The following is an 18,904-nucleotide window of genomic DNA, read 5'->3' as shown; positions in this document are numbered from 1 at the left end:
ATATTTATTCGTCAATATCTTATTTTCTATTTAAAACAAGCTAAATCCTTTTTCTTTCTACTCAATTAACGATATTATACGTTTTTCAAACTAGTCTTAATTATTTGATTTTTACAAATAACATGAGAAAATGAATAAGTAAAAACCAAAGGAGGATTGAAGAAAAATGATCAAAAGCTTACAAGATAGTACGATCTTACATAATGGGGTAAAAATGCCTTGGTTCGGATTAGGTGTTTGGAAAGTAGAAGAAGGACATGAAGTGAAAGAGGCTGTTAAAGCAGCGATTAAAGCTGGTTATAGAAGTATTGATACTGCAGCTGGCTACGGGAATGAAGAAGGGGTAGGTAAAGCCATAAAGGAATCAGGTATTCCACGTGAAGAGCTTTTTATTACGACAAAAGTAAAGAATGGCGATCAAGGATATGAAACAACACTAGAAGCCTTTGAAACAAGTATGAAAAAACTAGATTTAGAGTATTTGGATTTATATTTGGTTCATTGGCCAGTAAAAGGGAAATATAAAGAAACGTGGAAAGCCATAGAAAAATTGTATCAGGATGGCCGTATTCGTGCGATTGGTGTCAGCAACTTTCAAATTCATCATTTAGAGGACCTTATGGTTGATGCAGAAATCAAGCCAATGGTCAATCAAGTTGAATACCATCCACGTTTATCACAGCTTGAGCTTCGTGAATTTTGTAGAAAAAATGATATCCAATTAGAAGCATGGTCACCTCTTATGCAGGGTGAACTATTACAACATCCAATTCTTGAAGAAATTGGTAATAAGTACAACAAAACTACTGCCCAAGTCATTTTACGGTGGGATTTACAAAATGAAGTTGTGACCATCCCGAAATCAGTGAAAGAACACCGGATAATTGAAAACGCAAACATATTTGATTTTGAATTATCTCAAGACGATTTAGAGAAAATCAAATCGCTAAATCAAGATCGACGCATTGGACCTGACCCTGATAACTTTAATTTTTAATGATTTACGCGACATGTAATTCTAATCAAGACAAGTAAACAACACACCAACCCTACTCCAATTTTATCTCAAATAATGTATGTATCATAAAAAGGACGAGGATAATAACTTGAGTAAGGGAGGGATTTATGAATGAAGAACCAAGGTATTCCAGATCATAAAATGAATTTTACTGGTAAAGTAAGTCAAGCTCTTGATGAAACATCTAAAACGAAACAGAATGCTTCAAATAAAGGAGCAGTTCAAAAGCAAAGCAACCAAAAAGATGTATAGTTAGGTAACCATAGGTGTCCGTGCAACAGTACTTTAAGAATTTATCCTCCTGAATCAAGGAGGAATTTTTTGTATACGATGGAGCCATTTTCCTTTAATGCAGACCTTAGTCAAGATATTAAATTTCAATTTTTTTAAATTCCTACAACAAAAGAAAGAAACATCATTATCATTAGTAGAATAAAAAGCACTAAGGGAAAACCATTCAAAATTAATCCCAACAGAGCAAAACCTTTCCGTTCCTTTTTAATCAGTGCTAGTATCCCTAATATAGTACCAAATAAGGCAGAAAACATTGAAATATCACCAAAGTAAGTATGAATATCCATTAAAGGCTCCCATGGAATAATTAATCCTAAAATCAACATAGAAAATGGTGATAAAACTATTGCGATGATTGACATCATTGGTTTTTTACTTATCATTTTTTTATCAATCCTTAAATAAAGACTATACTTTATTTTGAAATAGGGCTTACGTTATTATACATCTTATAATTAGCTCTAAACTAACCTTTTCAAAATACAAATAAAGTATAAACATAATAAATACTGCTATGAAGAGAATGTTAACTAAAAAAGCAGATTTCTTTTAAAGATTTGGATGTTATTGTTGGTGTCTTTTTAATCTATGTCCCCAATACATAAGACGAATGTAGATTGATATTCCTTATTAAAAGTGAGCTTTTAAATAGCCAAAAATAAAAAGGTTGACCCTGTAGTGCACCCCACAGTTTATCATATAGGTGGGAGGGAAAGGATGTACAAGATTAGTGAATTTGCTGAGATGACTGGATTAAGTAAAGAAACATTGCGTTATTATGCTGAGGTGAAATTGCTCGAACCTGCTTACATAGATCCAGATAATAACTATCGATATTACGATGATGGAAGCTATTTTTTGGCGATTCTTTTAGTAAAGCTGAGAAGGTTTGGCTTTACGATACAGGAAATGATTTCTGTCATGAATGATGAGTCATTTGCAAATTTAGAGGCTTTGTTGCTACAAAAGAGAGAGAAAATAAAAATGCAAATCGAAAACCTTACTCTTAAAGTTGAAGAGATTGATTGTTTTCTTGCATCTGGGATGGAGGAAGACGAGTGATTCATTGGAAGGAAGAAATCGTGATAGAAAAGAATATTGAAAAGGTATGGAGTTTATTTCTCGATAAAAACATCAAGAAAATCATGCCTAAAGTGGAGGAGCACATCTTAATTGATAAAAAGGAAAACGAAGTGGGGGCAAAGCATCAGCAGAAATACCGTGAAGGAAAAAGGGTAGAGACTTACATTGTGGATACCTTAGCGTACGAGGATCTTGAAGATAAAAAGCTGAAGAAAATTAGCTTTATTTTAGGAAAGGCCTTCGAGATTACATTTAGCTTTACACTACTTAAAATTGATGAGACTCACACAAAACTTATTTATGAGGGGCAAAACAAAGGGGTCAACTTTGTAGGAAGAGCTATGTTAAAGCTGGGCAGTGAGAAAAGCAATAATATTGTAGTGAAAGAGTTTTTGCAAAAGGTTGATCAGGAAGCACATCTGGTGTAAAGTCATGTGCGTCGCATAATTACTTATGACTAAACTAGTGAGGACAATCAATCATCTATTAACTACTAGAAAGAGAGTGGATCTAATGTTATGAACAACCTTACGAAATTTAATATCTTTAAGCCAGCTAATGAAGTATTTGAAGCCTTTGTAGACCCTACTAAAATCGGGAATTTTTGGTTCTCATCAAGTTCAGAAAGATGGGAATCAGGCAAGACGATTATATTGAAATATGATATTTATCAAGCAGTAGCGCAAATTAATGTGATGGAAGTTGAGCAAAATAAAAAAATCGTATTCAAGTGGGGCGAAGCAGAGGAAGAGCACGTTGTTACAATTTCGCTAAAAGAGACGAATTCAGGTACAATTATTGAAATTATCGAAGAAGGCTTTCAAGAAAATGACCCTGAATTAATCAATAAAATGATAGACAATAAAGAAGGTTGGGTGTTTATGCTGACTTGTTTAAAGGCATATCTAGAATTTGGTGTTAATAATTTGAGATCAGGATTAGCTAAATAACGATTATTTCTAGAAGAGTCCTATTCATCTTTATCTCGTATTTTAACCTTCGGGACACCTTATAAATTTAAATTGAATAATAGGATTCATTTTATCCTCATTAGCATTACTTTGGACCAGTCTCGGTAAATATAAAAGGATCGAGACTGGTATTTTATAGTCTTCACGGCGAATAAGTACATCAAACCCAACAACTCCAACGTATCCTTTTTTCGCAACTTTCTTCATTACCTCATTCAGTTTCCACAATCTCAGCGATCTTGTCATCTATATCAACGGTGATCCAGCTACCTCGGAAGCAGCAATCATTATAAACAATTTGTGCTGCTGATTTACCTAGAATATTGACTTCTCCCTGCTTGTTAACGACATAATGAACTGAAATATTTTCATCATACTGAAATGCTTCTTCAACGATAATTTCTTTTAAACTAGTAATATATTCATAGATTTGCTAAGTGATTGAGTTTTTTGTACAAATTTTTATAACTTATTATTTTATTTACTAGAGTTTAGGGTGAATATATCATTCGAAATCAAAAGAAACCGATTGTGCAAAAAGGATTTGAATACTTGAGGAATGTTATTAAAAATTCAAATTGGGGTAATAAGAAGGAAACCCCTTCTTCAATCAAACAGCAAGCTTGATAAGGAGGGGAAGGGTTATTTACTATTTATTGATCTTTTGTATCAGTCATATTATTTAAACTGTTAGCATCAGGATACGGTTCTCCATACCCCTCAACTTTACCAGCATGCTCTCTGTGATATTCAGACCCTTGATTATTACTTTGTGCCTTATTCTTACTCTGCTTATTATCATTGGTTTGATTTGACAATTATTTCACCTCCTAAACACATATTAGAATGCTTTGTTTTTGTAAAATTATTCAATTGATATAAAAAGATGGAAAATAATAATTGTGCAATTGGAAATCGTGTGAGATTCTTTAAATAGAGCATCGTAACCCTGATCGACAAAAGTAAGTAAATGGATAAAATCATTATTACATACTAAAGAAATTGGTTGTAATGTTGAGCTTTTCGTTTTATTACTAGTTAGAAAAGGAGGAGTATATAAAACTTACCAATTATAGCTCGCTGTTAAACTTATATAAAGTAGTATTTATCATTACTGTACATATTATTAAAGAATCAATTCGTAATAGACAACAATGCAAACTAACTAACCATACGGTGCTTGGATTGAATAATGAATTGACTATAATGGGACAATATCGGAGAAAGAAATTCCACTTAAAGTACAACAAATGATTTACTTTTATCTTTAAAGGTAAGTGTTTTTCAATATTTTTAGGAGGGTATCATGGAACTAACTTTATTATTAGAGTATGGCTGGGTTTTAATTATCCTGATTCTTTTAGAAGGCTTATTATCTGCTGATAATGCTTTAGTTTTAGCTATAATGGCAAAGCATTTACCTGAAGAACAGCAGAAAAAAGCAATTAATATAGGTTTGTTATTAGCCTTTATCTTTAGAATTGGTGCTATTTTTATCATTTCGTACCTTTTCCACGTTTGGCAAGTTCAAGCAATTGGGGCAGCTTATTTAATTTTCATCTCTTTAAAACATCTACTAAAGAAGCACAACGATGAAAAAGAGAAAAAAGTGAAAAGCTATGGTATGACTGTGGCGCAAATTGCATTAGCAGATATCGCATTTGCTGTTGATTCTATTTTAGCAGCAGTAGCTCTTGTGGTTGACTTACCTGATACACCTATGCGTGAAATTGGCGGTATGGATGGCGCTAAATTTATTGTTATTATAATCGGTGCAATCGCTGGATTAATTGTTATTCGCTTTGCAGCAGGAGTCTTTGTTAAGCTATTAACAAAACGCCCTAGTCTCGAGAAAGCAGCTATGTTATTAGTTGGTTGGGTTGGGGTTAAGTTATTAATGCATACTCTTGCACATCCATCAGTACACATTATTTCTCATGATTTTGTAGAAGGAGTCATTTGGAAGTCAATCTTTTGGTCAGTTATGCTTCTGATCGCTATAGGTGGTTGGTTTTTATCTAAGGAGAAAACAGAAGAAACGATGGAAGGAAAATAAATTTAAAAACCTTTTTTAAATTGGGCAGTATTCAAAGGATTGCTGAAAAGGTTTCCTCAACGAAAGCAAGCGTTGAGGAAATGTATTTTCGGCAATCTAATTAGTCCTTTTTACCAACAATCCCATAAAATAAAATATTCGTAATATCCTCCGTCATCGGTAATATGCTCTGATAGACCTCTTCTCTTTGGATATAATCACTCATCATCTTTACATAAAATAATATTGCTTCATTTGATAAATTTGGATCAACAAACCCCTGTTCCTTTCCTTCATTTAATAGGTGAGTAAAGAGAGGTATGACCTTTTGGGCATATAAACTTTCGATATAATTACCTTCCTGTGCATATTCCTTCATCAAATGCTGATAAAGCTCTTCATGAATTTGTTTGGCTGTTTCTTTTTTCGAAAAAATAAACTGTTTTATCTTTTCTGGAAAAGGTATGTCAGCAATAACAATTTTTTCAAAATGAGTGTATGATTTTTCAATATAATAAATGAACACATCATGAATTAACTGATGCTTACTTTCAAAATAATTATAGATTGTTACTTGCGAGACATTTGCTTTTTTCGCTATTTCTGAAATCGAAACCTTTTGAATTCCATACTCCATAAATAAAGTTAATGCCGCCTCTAGGATATTCCGTTTCTTTTGTTCTCTACGCCTTTGGAAGCCGTCCATTTCGTTCACCTCATTTTTAGTTTAATGAAATTTATGTAATAAAACAAATGAAATAGTTCATAAAATATTGTCAACAAGATATTTTTTATATATTATGAACTATATAAGTTTAAATATTTCATAACTTATTGAATTGTAAATGAAATGGTAACGGAATAGCAATGAGGATACTTTGGGGAGGATCTGACATGTCGATACTGAAAACAACGAATTTGACGAAGAAATTTGGAAAGTTCACTGCATTAAACGGAGTAAATATGGAAGTGAATCGTGGTGAAGTCTATGGTTTTATTGGTCCGAATGGGGCGGGAAAGTCAACAACGATTCGAATTTTATTAGGAATTTTGCAAGCATCAGAAGGAGAAGCAACGATTTTTGGCAAGGACGCTTGGAAGGATGCGGTTGACATTCATAAGCGGATTGCTTATGTACCTGGCGATGTGAATCTATGGCCGAACTTAACAGGCGGGGAAGTGATTGATCTTTTTATGACATTGCGTGGGACGACCAACAAAAGCCGCCGTGAGGAATTGATTGAAAAATTCAATCTAGATCCATCAAAAAAGTGTCGAAGCTATTCAAAGGGTAATCGCCAAAAGGTTGCCTTAATTGCTGCCTTTTCTTCTGATGCCGACCTGTATATTTTAGATGAGCCAACATCAGGTCTTGATCCCTTAATGGAAAAAGTATTTCAAGATTGTGTCATGGATGCAAAATCAGCAGGAAAAAGTGTACTGCTTTCCAGCCATATTTTATCAGAAGTTGAGAGATTATGTGATACGGTTGGAATCATTCGCCAGGGGAAAATCATTGAAACAGGTACCTTACATGAGCTTCGACACTTAACAAGAACAAATCTTCTTGTTGATACGAAGAGACCGATTACCTCTTTAGCTGATCTAAAAGGGGTTCACGATATTGAAAAGGTCGATCATGGACTTTCCTTTCAAGTAGATTCAAATGAGCTTGACGCGGTTATGCAGTATATTAGTCAGTTTGGCCTAGTGAAACTTGAGAGCTCACCACCTACTTTGGAAGATTTATTTATGCGCCATTACCAAGGTACAGATTCAATTTCCAATATAGGTGGAGGTGAATCTTAATGTGGAAACAACTATACAGTCAAACCGGAAGAATGGTCTGGTTCATTCTTCGACGCGATCGATTACGGATCCCGATTTGGTTGCTTGCTTTATCATTCCTTACGATCATTACTGCCTCAGCATTTACAGATTTATATAAATCTGCACAAGAAAGACAGGCGATTGCTGAGACGATGAGAAATCCTGCGATGACAGCAATGGTTGGGCCAGGTTATGGCCTTGATGACTATACGGCTGGACCAATGATGGCCCATCAAATGCTGCTTTTTACAGCAATAGTTGTAGCGATTATGAGCATTCTGCTTGTTGCTCGTCACACAAGGGCAGATGAAGAGGAGGGGAGAATTGAACTAATTCGATCACTTCCAGTAGGAAAACTATCTAATGCAAGTGCTACAGTACTTGTTTTGTTTTGCATAAATGTTCTTTTAGCGTTATTCATTGGTTTTGGCTTATATAGCCTGCAAATTGAAAGCATGGATTTAGAAGGCTCACTGCTTTATGGGTCCGCTTTAGGAGCAACAGGGATTTTCTTCACTGCCGTCACTCTTTTATTTGCCCAACTATCAGAAAATGCTCGTGGTACAATAGGCCTGTCATTTACTGTACTAATGGCAGCTTATCTCCTAAGAGCAATAGGGGATGTAAGTAACGAAATCCTGTCTTGGTTTTCGCCACTTGGGTGGATTTTAGGGACCGAAGTATATGTGAATAACCTGTGGTGGCCAATTATTTTAACAGTTGGAGCTTCGTTTGTTCTAGTATGTGTTGCCCTCTATTTAAATACGATCCGAGATTTAGATTCAGGCTTTTTGCCAGCAAAGCCAGGCCGAAAACATGCATCACGTTTTTTGCAAAGTCCGTTTGGTCTTGCTTTTAGACTTCAAAGAACTGGGATCATTTCTTGGGCCATCGGGATGTATGTATTAGGAGCATCCTATGGATCAGTTTTTGGTGATTTAGAATCATTTTTTTCTAATAATGAAATGCTGACGAATTTATTAACACCTGAAAATGGGTTAACTTTAACTGAACAATTTTTATCGATGCTAATGTCCGTCATTTCGATGATCTGTACGATACCTGCGTTAATGTTTATATTAAAGCTAAAAGCGGAGGAGAAAAAGAGCCGGATCGAACATTTACTTTCTCGTGCGGTATCACGTTCAAAAGTAATTGGGAGCTATCTTTTCCTTTCGATGGTCTTTGGGTTAGTCATGTTATTTCTTGCGTTAGTTGGCTTGTGGTCAGCTGCAGCCTCTGTGATGGAAGAACCTATTTCCTTTAATATCATGTTTGAAGCAGCCATGGTTTATTTACCAGCTATGTGGTTGATGATTGGTATGGCCGTACTGCTTATTGGATTATTCCCACAATTCACAGGATTTATCTGGCTGTATTTAGGATATTCATTCCTTGTGGTTTACTTAGGCAGATTGCTACAATTTCCTGACTGGATGGGAAATCTATCACCATTTGGCCAAATCCCTCAACTTCCAGTAGAAGAGATGAACGTATTAAAGGTGACCCTATTAACCTGTATTGCCATCGTCTTAATGATTATTGGGTTTATTGGATATAGAAAACGTGATATTACTGGGTAAATGCTTAATGGTAAAAGCCCCTCATTCAAATAATTTCTTTGAATGAGGGGCTATTTCTCTTTAATCGGAAAGAAGCAGGGTGGGAAATGAGTCGAAAAAAATCAAATTGGGTTCAGAAATTGATAATTTTTCAAGCAGGAAACGATTGTCTCTTGTTTGAATAGTAAAGAGATACATATTAAAGTGGTTAAGTTTATATGTAACAATTTAACTTCATAATGTCAAAAGCATACTCAATGAGGGTGTAAAGATTTTAGGAGGCTATCTTAATTTATAGGAGATGGATATATTATGAAACAAAATAAATATGATGATTTGAATTTCTTTTCAGAGTATGAAAAAATGCCACGTTCAGTTAACGGACTTGAAGGTGCAGGAGAATGGCACATATTAAAAGCACTTATTCCTGAACTGCGAAATAAAAGTGTACTTGATTTGGGATGTGGCTTCGGTTGGCACTGCCGATATGCACGTGAGCAACATGCAAGATCTGTAATCGGGATAGATATCTCTGAAAAAATGCTTCAAAAGGCACGCGAAAAAACTGATGACCCTTTAATTTCTTATATTAAAATGCCAATTGAGGATATTAATTTTTCTGATTCTCAATTTGATGTAGTTATCAGTTCATTGGCTTTTCACTATATTAAGTCTTTTAAAACAATCTCCCAAAAGGTATATGATTGTTTAATGCCTGGAGGTTCTTTTATTTTTTCAGTTGAACATCCAATTTTCACTTCACGAAATGAACAAGATTGGTATTATGATAACAAAGGGAACCGTCTGCACTGGGCTGTTGATAATTATCAATCAGAAGGAATTCGTGAAACAACATTCCTAACTGAGAACGTTATTAAATATCATCGAACGTTCTCAACTTATATAAATGACTTAATTGAAGCTGGTTTTAGCATCAGTGCAGTTAAGGAACCAATTCCTTCAGAAGAAATGGTAAACAGTGTTCCTGGAATGAAAGACGAACTCCGAAGACCTATGTTTTTAATTATCTCAGCAGTAAAGTAAACATTCATTATTATTTATACGTCCCTGCAAAAATGGTGAAGTTTTTTTGTTGTATAAAATTATGCAAGGAATTTAAAGAGAAAAAGAATCTAACAAACTACTGCATATATGTTGTTAGATTCTTTTGTATTTTTGTGATTATAAGAAATTCGATATTAATTTTAGAAGGCTTACTTTCTGTAGTCTCTAAAAATTTCGGTGTTTTTAAAATTAAGATATGACAAAGTCAGTTTTCAGAATTTTTCAAATTGGCAACAATGCAATATTCCGTTAAAGTGGCAGGTTTGTACATCGTCGAGAAACAGACAGCTTATAACAATCATCTTGCTAATCGTTGTGTCGTCATTTCGGTGCCTGGTTTGGTCTTAGAATTGGAACCAACTCAAACAAATGTCGAGATACTTTATTGCCACGTAATGAAACCGATTTGAAATTCAAAAAATGCTGTAATATTATCTCCTATAATTATTGAATCAAAATGAATGATATATTACACTTTATTTACTATCCACTAATGAAAGGAATTTGTTTTTTATTTGATTAAAATAAATCACAGTTATTCCTAACTCCTGTACAATTTTAAACTTAGTTTTTAATACCCTTTACTTGTGTAAGCGTTTTCAGTTATAATAAAAATAGGAAGGGTGGCACGAGTGGTCATCAATGTATATGGCGAAGGTGAGGCCGATATATATTGCTTTAATATGGGAGGGTTTTTGATTTCTAAGTTTTATTTTTTCTTAAAGCCTTGAGATCCAACATTAGTGAGATAGAAAATACCGAGGAGTTGATTTTTGATGAAAGAGTCTTCGATTGATACATCTCAACAACTTGTAAAAGATAATTCTGATTATGCTCAAATGGTGTTAGATAAAGCACTTCATGATTTTCAGATAGATCGAATTCTTAAGGGTATCGATCAGTCATTGGAGAATAGAAATAAAGATGAATTCCTTCGGTTAACTAATGAGTTAAAGATTATACGCAACCAAAGTTTTAGTAATTAAAAGTTAGTATGTATTACACAAGAAATCGATTAGGATTGTTTTCCGTAGAAAAAATTCACAAAAAATTTTTATTTGTATAAGAGTTTAATAGTTTGAAATCATGTAGATAAGAATACAGAAGGGAGATAAGTATTAATGGAGAAAAAACTTATTATATCCGATTTTGTTAATGGAGATCGATTTGAATTAAATTCTTACTTAACTTATTTATTTGATAAATGTAATGCTGATGTAAAGGATCATTCGGAAGATAAGCCAAGAAAACAATGTATGAACTGAACTGAAGGAGAAAAATTTAATGAGTAAAGAAATATTATAAGCGACCTTGTTATTCTAATTAGAATACTAAGGTCGCTTATTGTTGTTTTAGCTAGGTTATGCCTTAGGTTTTTGCGTGTTCCTAGGCCTGGTGGAAGGACGTCTCTCGTTTTACAAGCTTTTAAATAATTTAAAATTATCATATAATAGAAGTTATATAATCTATAAACAATTGTTATACACAAAATATGGTCTTAATTTGAGACAGAAAAGGTATGTGACTAGGTCGCGCCTTAGCTTGGTGTGGCGCTTTTTCTGTAAATTTCAGGGGAAAAGGTTGGTTAAAAATGAGCATCAGAGAAACTAAAACAGACGTCATTTTAATTGGCGCCGGAGTCATGAGTGCAACATTAGGGACACTCTTGAAAGAATTAGTACCGGAATGGAATATTACAATGTTTGAGAAACTTGCGAATGCAGGAGAGGAAAGCTCTAACGAGTGGAATAATGCAGGTACGGGGCATGCTGCATTGTGTGAGCTTAACTACACGGTTGAAAAACCAGATGGGACAGTAGATATTAGTAAAGCTATAAACATTAATGAACAGTTTCAGGTTTCAATGCAGTTTTGGTCTTATCTTGTAAAGAAAAAGCTGATACATAATCCACAGGACTTTATCATGCCATTGCCTCATATGAGTTTGGTACAAGGGGAACAAAATGTAACCTTTTTAAAGAAACGTTTTGAAGCGCTGTCAAATAATCCGCTATTCCAAGGGATGGAATTTTCCGATGATCCAAAAAAACTGATGGAATGGATTCCGCTTATTATGCAAGAACGCGCATCGAATGAACCGATAGCGGCAACAAAAATTGACTCTGGAACTGATGTGAATTTTGGCGCATTAACACGCATGTTGTTTGAACACTTAGAGAGTAAAAATGTCGAAATAAACTATAACCATAGTGTTAATGATATTAAACGTACTAGCGACGGCTTGTGGGAATTGAAAGTGCGGAATTCAGAAAGCGGTACTGTCGAACGCCATACTGCAAAATTCGTCTTTATCGGAGGCGGAGGTGGAAGCATTCATTTACTGCAAAAATCCGGTATTCCTGAAGGAAAACATATTGGCGGGTTCCCGGTAAGTGGAATATTTATGGTGTGTAATAATCCTGAAGTTGTAGCACAGCATCATGCAAAAGTGTACGGAAAAGCTAAGGTTGGTGCTCCACCAATGTCTGTTCCGCATCTGGATACACGATTTATTGACAATAAAAAATCGTTGTTATTTGGACCATTTGCAGGCTTCACACCTAAGTTTTTAAAATACGGTTCAATGTTTGATTTGATAACTTCCGTAAAACCGGATAATCTCTTAACAATGTTGTCGGCAGGTGCCAAAAACATGTCATTGACAAAATACCTGATCCAGCAGGTTATGTTATCAAAAGAACAACGCATGGAAGAGTTACGTGAGTTTATCCCGAACGCCAATATCGAAGATTGGGATTTAGTAGTAGCTGGACAACGTGTACAAGTTATTAAAGATACTGAAGCTGGCGGTAAAGGAACTCTTCAATTTGGTACGGAAGTAATTACTGCCGCTGATGGATCAATCGCAGCATTACTAGGTGCTTCTCCAGGTGCTTCGACTGCTGTTCACGTAATGCTTGAGGTAATCAATAAATGTTTCCCACAACATATGAAAGAGTGGGAACCTAAAATCAAAGAAATGATTCTTTCTTATGGGGAGACACTAATGGAAAACCCAGAGCTTCTACAGGAAATTCATACTTCAACAGCGCAGACGCTTGGTCTATCTAAAAAAAAAGAGCCTGTTTTTAGTTAATTCTTCTTTGGATGTGAAACCAGGTATTAAATAAAATGAGGTTTTACTACCCGTAAGAATGGGATAAAAAACTTCACTTAAGGAATTGAGTAAATAATCGAGTATCATAGAAAATAAAATTCAGAACCTTTGATCTACTTTGGATTGAGGGTTCTCTTTTTACAATTTTCAGTTAGTTTGACTACGGGGAACCATATCATATGTGATAGTAAACTAAGAGGTTAAAGAGGAGACTTGTATGGTTGAATTAAAGTTTTTTGAGAGTTCTGATTTCAAACTGCTTATTAATTGGATAGATTCACCTGAATTCCTGCTTCAATGGGGAGGTCCTAATTTTAGCTATCCCTTAGATGAGAAACAACTAGAGAATTACCTTAAAGATGCGAATAAGGATCACTCTACTGCTTTAGCTTATAGCGTTATAGATAAGGAAACTGGGAAGATAATAGGACATATATCTTTAGGAGATATTGACAGAAAAAATAAATCAGCAAGAGTAGGAAAAGTATTAGTCGGGGATAAAAAGGTAAGGGGAAAAGGAATAGGTCAACTAATGATGACAGAAATCCTTAAAGTGGGATTTAATGAACTTAAATTACATAGAGTTAGTCTCGGTGTATTTGATTTTAACTTTTCTGCAATAGCATGTTATGAAAAAGTAGGATTTATTAAAGAGGGGCTACTTAGAGACTCAAGGAAAATTGGTAACGAATACTGGAGCTTATGGGAAATGAGCATTTTAGAGAACGAATGGTCGGAAACAAATAGAGGCTACTAAATCGGTAATTCCTTTTGAAGAAGTTGATAAATAAAAATCGAATTAATAAAAACTTCTTGTACGGGTGCTTGAGATTAATTTGTAGTTACTACTGCCCCCTAGACACCTAAACATTATTTCTAATATCATACAATGTCATCAATCCCCAATAAAATCAAACAACAAATGCTTATTCTCCCGTCGTTTCTCCACTATCAACATACCGTACAGAACACTGTAGAAATACCCCTCAAATGTAGAACGGATACTATTCATCTTCTTCTTAAAAACAGTTTGTTTAAATGCCCCAATCACTGTGTCAATTACATCATCCAAATGTCGTTCGAGTTTGAGTTTTTTATAAACAATTAAAACACGGTTCCAAAGCTTGTAAATATCAACCGCACATAAAAAGGGCTTTGTAGCTTGAATAAATTCCTTGTGAATAGATTCAGGTAAAAAGCTTGTATCAATTTGTTGAGTTGGCATTGATTCTGAACTTTCTTGTAGAGCAACATTTTCATGATGTAAGTCACTTTTTTCCTGACCTCTTACGTTATTAGGTTTTTGTTTATTCTCACAGAGTGTGCTTTGCTTATTCTCTGTTTTATTAGGAGTGACAGTTGCAGTGACAGGTTGGGATGACATATTATTTTTTAAATTGTCAATCGTCTGAAAAGGTTGGATGACAAGTAGATTAACTCCTTGCTTGCCGTTCATTCTAGCAGTTGGGATTTTCATAATCATGCCAAGGCTTTCAAGCTTATTAACAGCGCGAATCACGGTTCTTCGGCTTAGCTCCACACCTTTTGCAATAGTATCGTACTTGGCAAAGGAGACACCAATCACCTTTACTGAATGTCTCCAGATAAAAGTTAATACTTTGATCATACCCTCTGATAAAGAAGCTTTATGTTTATATAAAAATCCGCGCACTGCTTGATCCATTTCTTCAATCGTCTTAAAAGATTGGTAGCTTTGAATAATTTCATAGTTTAGTTTTTCCATGAGTTTTCTCCTCCTAAATAATCAGTAAGTGAAATAAACATTCTTTCACTTTCTATATAGGGTTTTAGAGGAGCTAAAGTAGCGTTAAAAATAAATTTTTTTATTTTTTAGTATGAAAAAATTTCAGATCATATTGTCAATGGATAAATAAGCGTTTCAACTAGCTTAGTTAAGTTGGAAACTATTTAATGTAGTATGTACATACATTATTATTTTTTGCAGATGAATAGAAATTTTCATGCAATTTGTCTTGAAATAAAATATAGTTAAATTAATATATTCATATATATGTTTAGGTACAGCAAGTCCAATGCTGCACAAGCTATTTCTAAAGAGTATTGGCATGCATTAAAATTATAGGGATTGAGGCTTTTCCATGTTAATCTCACAAATAAAATAACAGAAATCGTAAAAACTAATACATACTAACTAATAAAGCAACGATAGAAATTAAGCTACTATGAGGAGTTTATTATGGACGAAATCTTATCAAATCACTACCAAAAGGCTGTCGAACGAACGAAAGAAATGGCCTTCAAAGATCTATATAAATACTTAGAAGAAAAAGAAAGCGCGCCTTCTTATGAACAATATATAAGGGAAAGAGGACAATACCTCGATCAACTTTGGTTAAATGCATGGCTAAATTCTACAACGAGTCATGCTTCTTATTCTGAAAAGAAACAGTTTCTCCTTGAAAAGGGTTATGTAGTAGAAGAGGTTAGTAAAAAGCTGATTAATCAAATGTTCCGCAACGAAATAAGAGATGTAGCAACATTCGATTTGATTGGCTGGCTGGATAGTCTGTATGCAAATCAATCAGCAGAATGGAATCAAAAATATGTCGAGGCACGAGAAGCATATACTAACCGATTGAACCTCCAGCAGGAGCGTGAAGAACGAAAAAAATTACTTCTTAAGCTTGAATATTATATCGACCAGTTATTAGGTGAGAATTACGAAGATCTATACCTCTATGTTCGCTATCTACTTGGTTGTCAGCTTGCGATTGAAATCGAACAAAAAGGGATTCTACTATCATCAAAGGAAATAATCTTTACAAACTATTTAAACAATGAGTTAGAGTTAGCTTACAACAGCAATCGATATGATGAAAATGTAATGGAGAAGTATGAACGACTCATTACGAATTATTTGTTTGATTTTGGGCCAAATTGGCTAAAGGAGCACCTTCCTCCAAATCTTTTTGATGAGTATTTAAAAACGTATCATGAAGCTTTACCTGACTCATTATTAAAAGAATCAGCGTACGAACCTTTCGTAGACCTCGGACAGGAATTCTTTGATGATTTGTTAGAGGAATATGTTACTGATCTTACTAAATTAATTGATATTCCTTTCGACCTAGTGACCCATCGCGAGATCTTTGATAAGGATCTTTCTGAAAGGGAACGCAAAATAGTGCAAGAGCTTGAGGACATCAAGCGTCGTAAAGAAGAAGAAGAACGAATGATTGAGGACATTTTTGGAAGAGAATATAATCCACCAGCGGGACGCAATATTCACTATGTCTTACATGTTGGTGAAACAAATACAGGTAAAACCTTTCAGGCCATCGAACGAATGAAGCAAGCAAGCAGTGGGATATATTTAGCGCCTCTTCGCTTATTGGCTCTCGAAATATATGAAAGATTAAATGAAGAAGGTGTTCCTTGTTCGTTAAAAACAGGTGAAGAGGAAAAATTAGTGAGCGGATCTGCCCACCAAGCTTGTACTGTCGAAATGTTTCATGAAAAAGAATTCTATGAAGTGGTTGTCATTGATGAGGCACAAATGATCGCAGATAAAGATCGGGGCTTCTCATGGTATAAAGCAATAACAAAGGCCAATGCAAAAGAGGTACACATTATCTGCAGTTTTAACGCAAAAGCAATGATTCTTCAGCTTCTCAGTTCTTCACATGTCGAGGTTCATGAATATGTAAGAGACATTCCACTAGAAGTAGAGTTTCAGTTATTTCGCTTAAACCACACTAGGAAAGGTGATGCCATCGTATGCTTTTCTAGAAAACGTGTCCTTGAAACAGCCTCAGAGCTGCAAAGAAGTGGTCGCCAAGTAAGTATGATTTACGGAAGTATGCCACCAGAAACAAGAAAAAAGCAAATGCAGCGTTTTATCAAAGGGGAAACAACGGTCATTGTTGCTACAGATGCGATTGGAATGGGATTAAATTTACCAATCAGGCGAATTGTTTTCTTGGAAAATGATAAATTCGATGGAACAAGAAGAAGATGGCTTACTTCTCAAGAGGTAAAGCAAATTGCGGGACGTGCCGGTCGTAAAGGAATTTATAATATCGGTAAAGTGGCGTTTACGAGCAACCCTAAAAGTATGGCTCGCCTCCTCGAACAAAAGGATGAACCGCTCCAAGGGTTTGCGATAGCCCCAACAACAGCTGTGTTTGAAAGATTCCAAAAATACTCACGGAAGCTTGGACTGTTTTTTTACTTGTGGGAACAATTTGAAAGTCCTGAGGGTACGAAAAAAGCTGCTTTATCAGAAGAAAAGCTATTGTACGAAATGATTGAGGATTCAATCATTGAAGCAAAACTGTCAATTGCTGACTTATATGGGTTTTTACATTTACCATTTTCTTCAAATGAACCTACTTTGCGAGCTCAGTGGAAGCAAAAGTTAGAAGCAATCATTGACGGTCATGAATTACCAGATCCCAAGATTTTGGAATCCGGGCTTGAAGAACTTGAATTGTCTTATAAATCAGTCGGACTTCATCTTTTATTTTTATATAAATTAGGGAAACGGACTGAAGCTCATTACTGGGAAAGAGTGCGCGAAGAAATCAGTGATAAAATTCATGAACAATTAAAAACTGGTGTGCAAATTGAGAAAAAACGATGTAAACGCTGTGGGAAAAGCCTTTCTCCTGGCTTTAAATTTCAAGTGTGTAATGAATGTCATTTTGAGCGATAAGATCGACTAAAGAAAGATCGTTCAATTAATTAACAATTTAAATAACAGGACATTTTGAGGATGAAATCATAACGGTTTCATCCTTTCAATTTTCAAAGGAGTACCTTTTTCGAATACCATCTATATAGATACTAACTTTTTCATCATAATTAGGATAATGATAATCAAGAGTTTCTGCGACAAAGTGAGACGTTTCTCTGAATAATTCAAAACTAGTATAAAGTGCTTCCCACATTTTTTGATAAGAACCCATAGTGTAAGTAGATAATAATGTATTCCATGTAACTTCAGAAACGTATTTTTTTAAGAACTTGTCAGATTTACCTGTACTTAAAGAAAAATTAGTTTCAATTCCAATTTTAAAGCGTAACATGGTGAGCAAATTGGGACGAAAAACAGTGTTCATTAGATCAATAGCAAATAAAATTTCTTTTCTTGCAAGACCTTTAGCTACATATGTAGAAGTCATCCAAAACTCATTACAACAATCATCAAAAGCTTGAAAGCTTGGCTTTTGAATATGATACATGCTATCTGTTGCCATAACAGATTCTTTAATTAGGTTATCTTTGTCCAACAACACTTCAACTAGACCGTCACTATTCTTAAAATAGTCTTCATATTCGTTAAGCGGTATTAGTGTTAAGTCAATTTTCGTACCATCTTCAAAGATCATTAAATAAGAGAACCAATTACCTATTTCAGGTGGGAACAATTCCATTGCTTCTGGTTTTTGCATGATTATCCTTTGACCAAAGTAGGTTAACCATTCGTCACTTTTTTTGAAATAATCCATGTCTGTTACAAAATAACTAAAATCGTAATCTTGAAATTCATCCTTCGGAATGTTTTCGTTTGTTAGCGAACCTTCAAGCGTAAAAATTCTAATTTTTTCGCAATTTAGAGCAAAATTCATCCCTAAGTCCATCATTTCATCGTAGCTTCTCAAAATAATCACCTCAAAGGAGTGGTATTAAAATCATAATAATCATTCACTTTGCCAGACTGTTTTATAAAAATCTACTTCTGGATTAATATTATTATAATGATGAACAAGTCACAACATATATGATAATTTCATTTTTTGTTGTGACTTTTTCCCTCTTTTAAATGACCTCTGTTCTACAATGTAAATAGATTAAATGAATGACAACTTCAAATGATTCCCTGTTACTTTACCAAGAATGTAATGATTTCCTATTCGTTAGGAATACTAAAGTTTACAACAAGGT

The 18,904-nt window shown here is 34.5% G+C and carries 20 protein-coding genes; 14 read left to right on the top strand and 6 right to left on the bottom strand.

The window, feature by feature from the left end; translation table 11 throughout:
* The first annotated feature begins 166 nt into the window (after nt 1-166).
* On the top strand, nt 167-997 hold the full coding sequence (locus HUW50_RS21490) for an aldo/keto reductase (protein ID WP_066340859.1): 831 nt from the start codon (nt 167-169) through the stop codon (nt 995-997).
* A gap of 132 nt (nt 998-1,129) precedes the next feature.
* The gene (locus tag HUW50_RS21485; RefSeq protein WP_157094545.1) at nt 1,130-1,270 is read left to right on the top strand and encodes a hypothetical protein; all 141 of its coding nucleotides are present in this window, start codon (nt 1,130-1,132) and stop codon (nt 1,268-1,270) included.
* Between the two features lie 134 nt (nt 1,271-1,404).
* Here the strand turns inward: HUW50_RS21485 and HUW50_RS21480 are convergent, their stop codons facing one another.
* Entirely contained in the window at nt 1,405-1,695 is a 291-nt protein-coding gene (locus HUW50_RS21480) for a hypothetical protein (RefSeq protein WP_185653224.1), read from the bottom strand.
* A 334-nt stretch (nt 1,696-2,029) separates the two neighbouring features.
* On the opposite strand from HUW50_RS21480, the gene HUW50_RS21475 reads away from it, so the two are divergent.
* The 3 genes from HUW50_RS21475 to HUW50_RS21465 all read left to right on the top strand — a co-directional run bounded on the left by HUW50_RS21475 (nt 2,030) and on the right by HUW50_RS21465 (nt 3,345).
* Nucleotides 2,030-2,374, top strand: a complete 345-nt coding sequence (locus tag HUW50_RS21475) for a MerR family transcriptional regulator (protein ID WP_066340850.1) — start codon at nt 2,030-2,032, stop codon at nt 2,372-2,374.
* A complete protein-coding gene (locus HUW50_RS21470; RefSeq protein ID WP_185653223.1) occupies nt 2,371-2,823 on the top strand; it encodes an SRPBCC family protein in 453 nt (150 codons plus the stop codon). Before HUW50_RS21475 ends, HUW50_RS21470 begins: the two co-directional genes overlap by 4 nt.
* Nucleotides 2,824-2,913: 90 nt before the next feature.
* The gene (locus HUW50_RS21465; protein ID WP_066340834.1) at nt 2,914-3,345 is read left to right on the top strand and encodes an SRPBCC family protein; all 432 of its coding nucleotides are present in this window, start codon (nt 2,914-2,916) and stop codon (nt 3,343-3,345) included.
* A gap of 42 nt (nt 3,346-3,387) precedes the next feature.
* On the opposite strand, the gene HUW50_RS21460 is transcribed toward HUW50_RS21465, so the two are convergent.
* The gene (locus HUW50_RS21460) at nt 3,388-3,573 is read right to left on the bottom strand and encodes a hypothetical protein (protein ID WP_185653222.1); all 186 of its coding nucleotides are present in this window, start codon (nt 3,571-3,573) and stop codon (nt 3,388-3,390) included.
* A gap of 446 nt (nt 3,574-4,019) precedes the next feature.
* A complete protein-coding gene (locus HUW50_RS21455; protein ID WP_185653221.1) occupies nt 4,020-4,184 on the bottom strand; it encodes a hypothetical protein in 165 nt (54 codons plus the stop codon).
* Between the two features lie 488 nt (nt 4,185-4,672).
* Between HUW50_RS21455 and HUW50_RS21450 the strand changes: the two genes are divergently transcribed.
* Nucleotides 4,673-5,422 carry a TerC family protein gene (locus tag HUW50_RS21450; RefSeq protein WP_185653220.1) on the top strand — a complete coding sequence of 250 codons (750 nt, stop codon included), beginning with the start codon at nt 4,673-4,675 and terminating at the stop codon, nt 5,420-5,422.
* Between the two features lie 100 nt (nt 5,423-5,522).
* On the opposite strand, the gene HUW50_RS21445 is transcribed toward HUW50_RS21450, so the two are convergent.
* Nucleotides 5,523-6,107, bottom strand: a complete 585-nt coding sequence (locus HUW50_RS21445) for a TetR/AcrR family transcriptional regulator (RefSeq protein WP_185653219.1) — start codon at nt 6,105-6,107, stop codon at nt 5,523-5,525.
* Between the two features lie 188 nt (nt 6,108-6,295).
* Here HUW50_RS21445 and HUW50_RS21440 point away from each other — a divergent pair, with 188 nt between their 5' ends.
* The 7 genes from HUW50_RS21440 to HUW50_RS21410 all read left to right on the top strand — a co-directional run bounded on the left by HUW50_RS21440 (nt 6,296) and on the right by HUW50_RS21410 (nt 13,733).
* Nucleotides 6,296-7,210: an ABC transporter ATP-binding protein gene (locus HUW50_RS21440; RefSeq protein WP_066340820.1), complete on the top strand. Its 915-nt coding sequence runs from the start codon at nt 6,296-6,298 to the stop codon at nt 7,208-7,210.
* Nucleotides 7,210-8,814, top strand: a complete 1,605-nt coding sequence (locus HUW50_RS21435) for an ABC transporter permease (protein ID WP_185653218.1) — start codon at nt 7,210-7,212, stop codon at nt 8,812-8,814. Before HUW50_RS21440 ends, HUW50_RS21435 begins: the two co-directional genes overlap by 1 nt.
* A gap of 291 nt (nt 8,815-9,105) precedes the next feature.
* Entirely contained in the window at nt 9,106-9,837 is a 732-nt protein-coding gene (locus HUW50_RS21430; protein WP_185653217.1) for a class I SAM-dependent methyltransferase, read from the top strand.
* A gap of 797 nt (nt 9,838-10,634) precedes the next feature.
* The gene (locus tag HUW50_RS21425; RefSeq protein ID WP_066340807.1) at nt 10,635-10,844 is read left to right on the top strand and encodes an IDEAL domain-containing protein; all 210 of its coding nucleotides are present in this window, start codon (nt 10,635-10,637) and stop codon (nt 10,842-10,844) included.
* 135 nt (nt 10,845-10,979) lie between these two features.
* On the top strand, nt 10,980-11,123 hold the full coding sequence (locus tag HUW50_RS21420) for a hypothetical protein (protein ID WP_185653216.1): 144 nt from the start codon (nt 10,980-10,982) through the stop codon (nt 11,121-11,123).
* Nucleotides 11,124-11,449: 326 nt separating this feature from the next.
* Nucleotides 11,450-12,955 carry a malate:quinone oxidoreductase gene (locus HUW50_RS21415; protein WP_066340804.1) on the top strand — a complete coding sequence of 502 codons (1,506 nt, stop codon included), beginning with the start codon at nt 11,450-11,452 and terminating at the stop codon, nt 12,953-12,955.
* A 238-nt stretch (nt 12,956-13,193) separates the two neighbouring features.
* Nucleotides 13,194-13,733 (top strand): GNAT family N-acetyltransferase, encoded by a 540-nt coding sequence (locus tag HUW50_RS21410; RefSeq protein ID WP_185653215.1) that lies wholly within the window; start codon nt 13,194-13,196, stop codon nt 13,731-13,733.
* Between the two features lie 138 nt (nt 13,734-13,871).
* On the opposite strand, the gene HUW50_RS21405 is transcribed toward HUW50_RS21410, so the two are convergent.
* Entirely contained in the window at nt 13,872-14,720 is an 849-nt protein-coding gene (locus tag HUW50_RS21405) for a helix-turn-helix domain-containing protein (RefSeq protein WP_066340797.1), read from the bottom strand.
* 474 nt (nt 14,721-15,194) lie between these two features.
* Between HUW50_RS21405 and HUW50_RS21400 the strand changes: the two genes are divergently transcribed.
* Nucleotides 15,195-17,672, top strand: coding sequence for a helicase-related protein (locus tag HUW50_RS21400; protein WP_066340794.1), 2,478 nt, complete (start codon nt 15,195-15,197; stop codon nt 17,670-17,672).
* Between the two features lie 85 nt (nt 17,673-17,757).
* Here the strand turns inward: HUW50_RS21400 and ant(6) are convergent, their stop codons facing one another.
* Nucleotides 17,758-18,621, bottom strand: a complete 864-nt coding sequence (ant(6), locus tag HUW50_RS21395) for an aminoglycoside 6-adenylyltransferase (RefSeq protein WP_066340791.1) — start codon at nt 18,619-18,621, stop codon at nt 17,758-17,760.
* Nucleotides 18,622-18,904: the final 283 nt, after the last annotated feature.

Origin of the sequence: Metabacillus sp. KUDC1714 (genome assembly GCF_014217835.1) — a bacterium.
GTDB lineage: Bacteria > Bacillota > Bacilli > Bacillales > Bacillaceae > Metabacillus > Metabacillus rhizosphaerae.
Note: the sequence above shows the minus strand (reverse complement) of the source record. Positions and strands in the feature narration are given on the sequence as shown.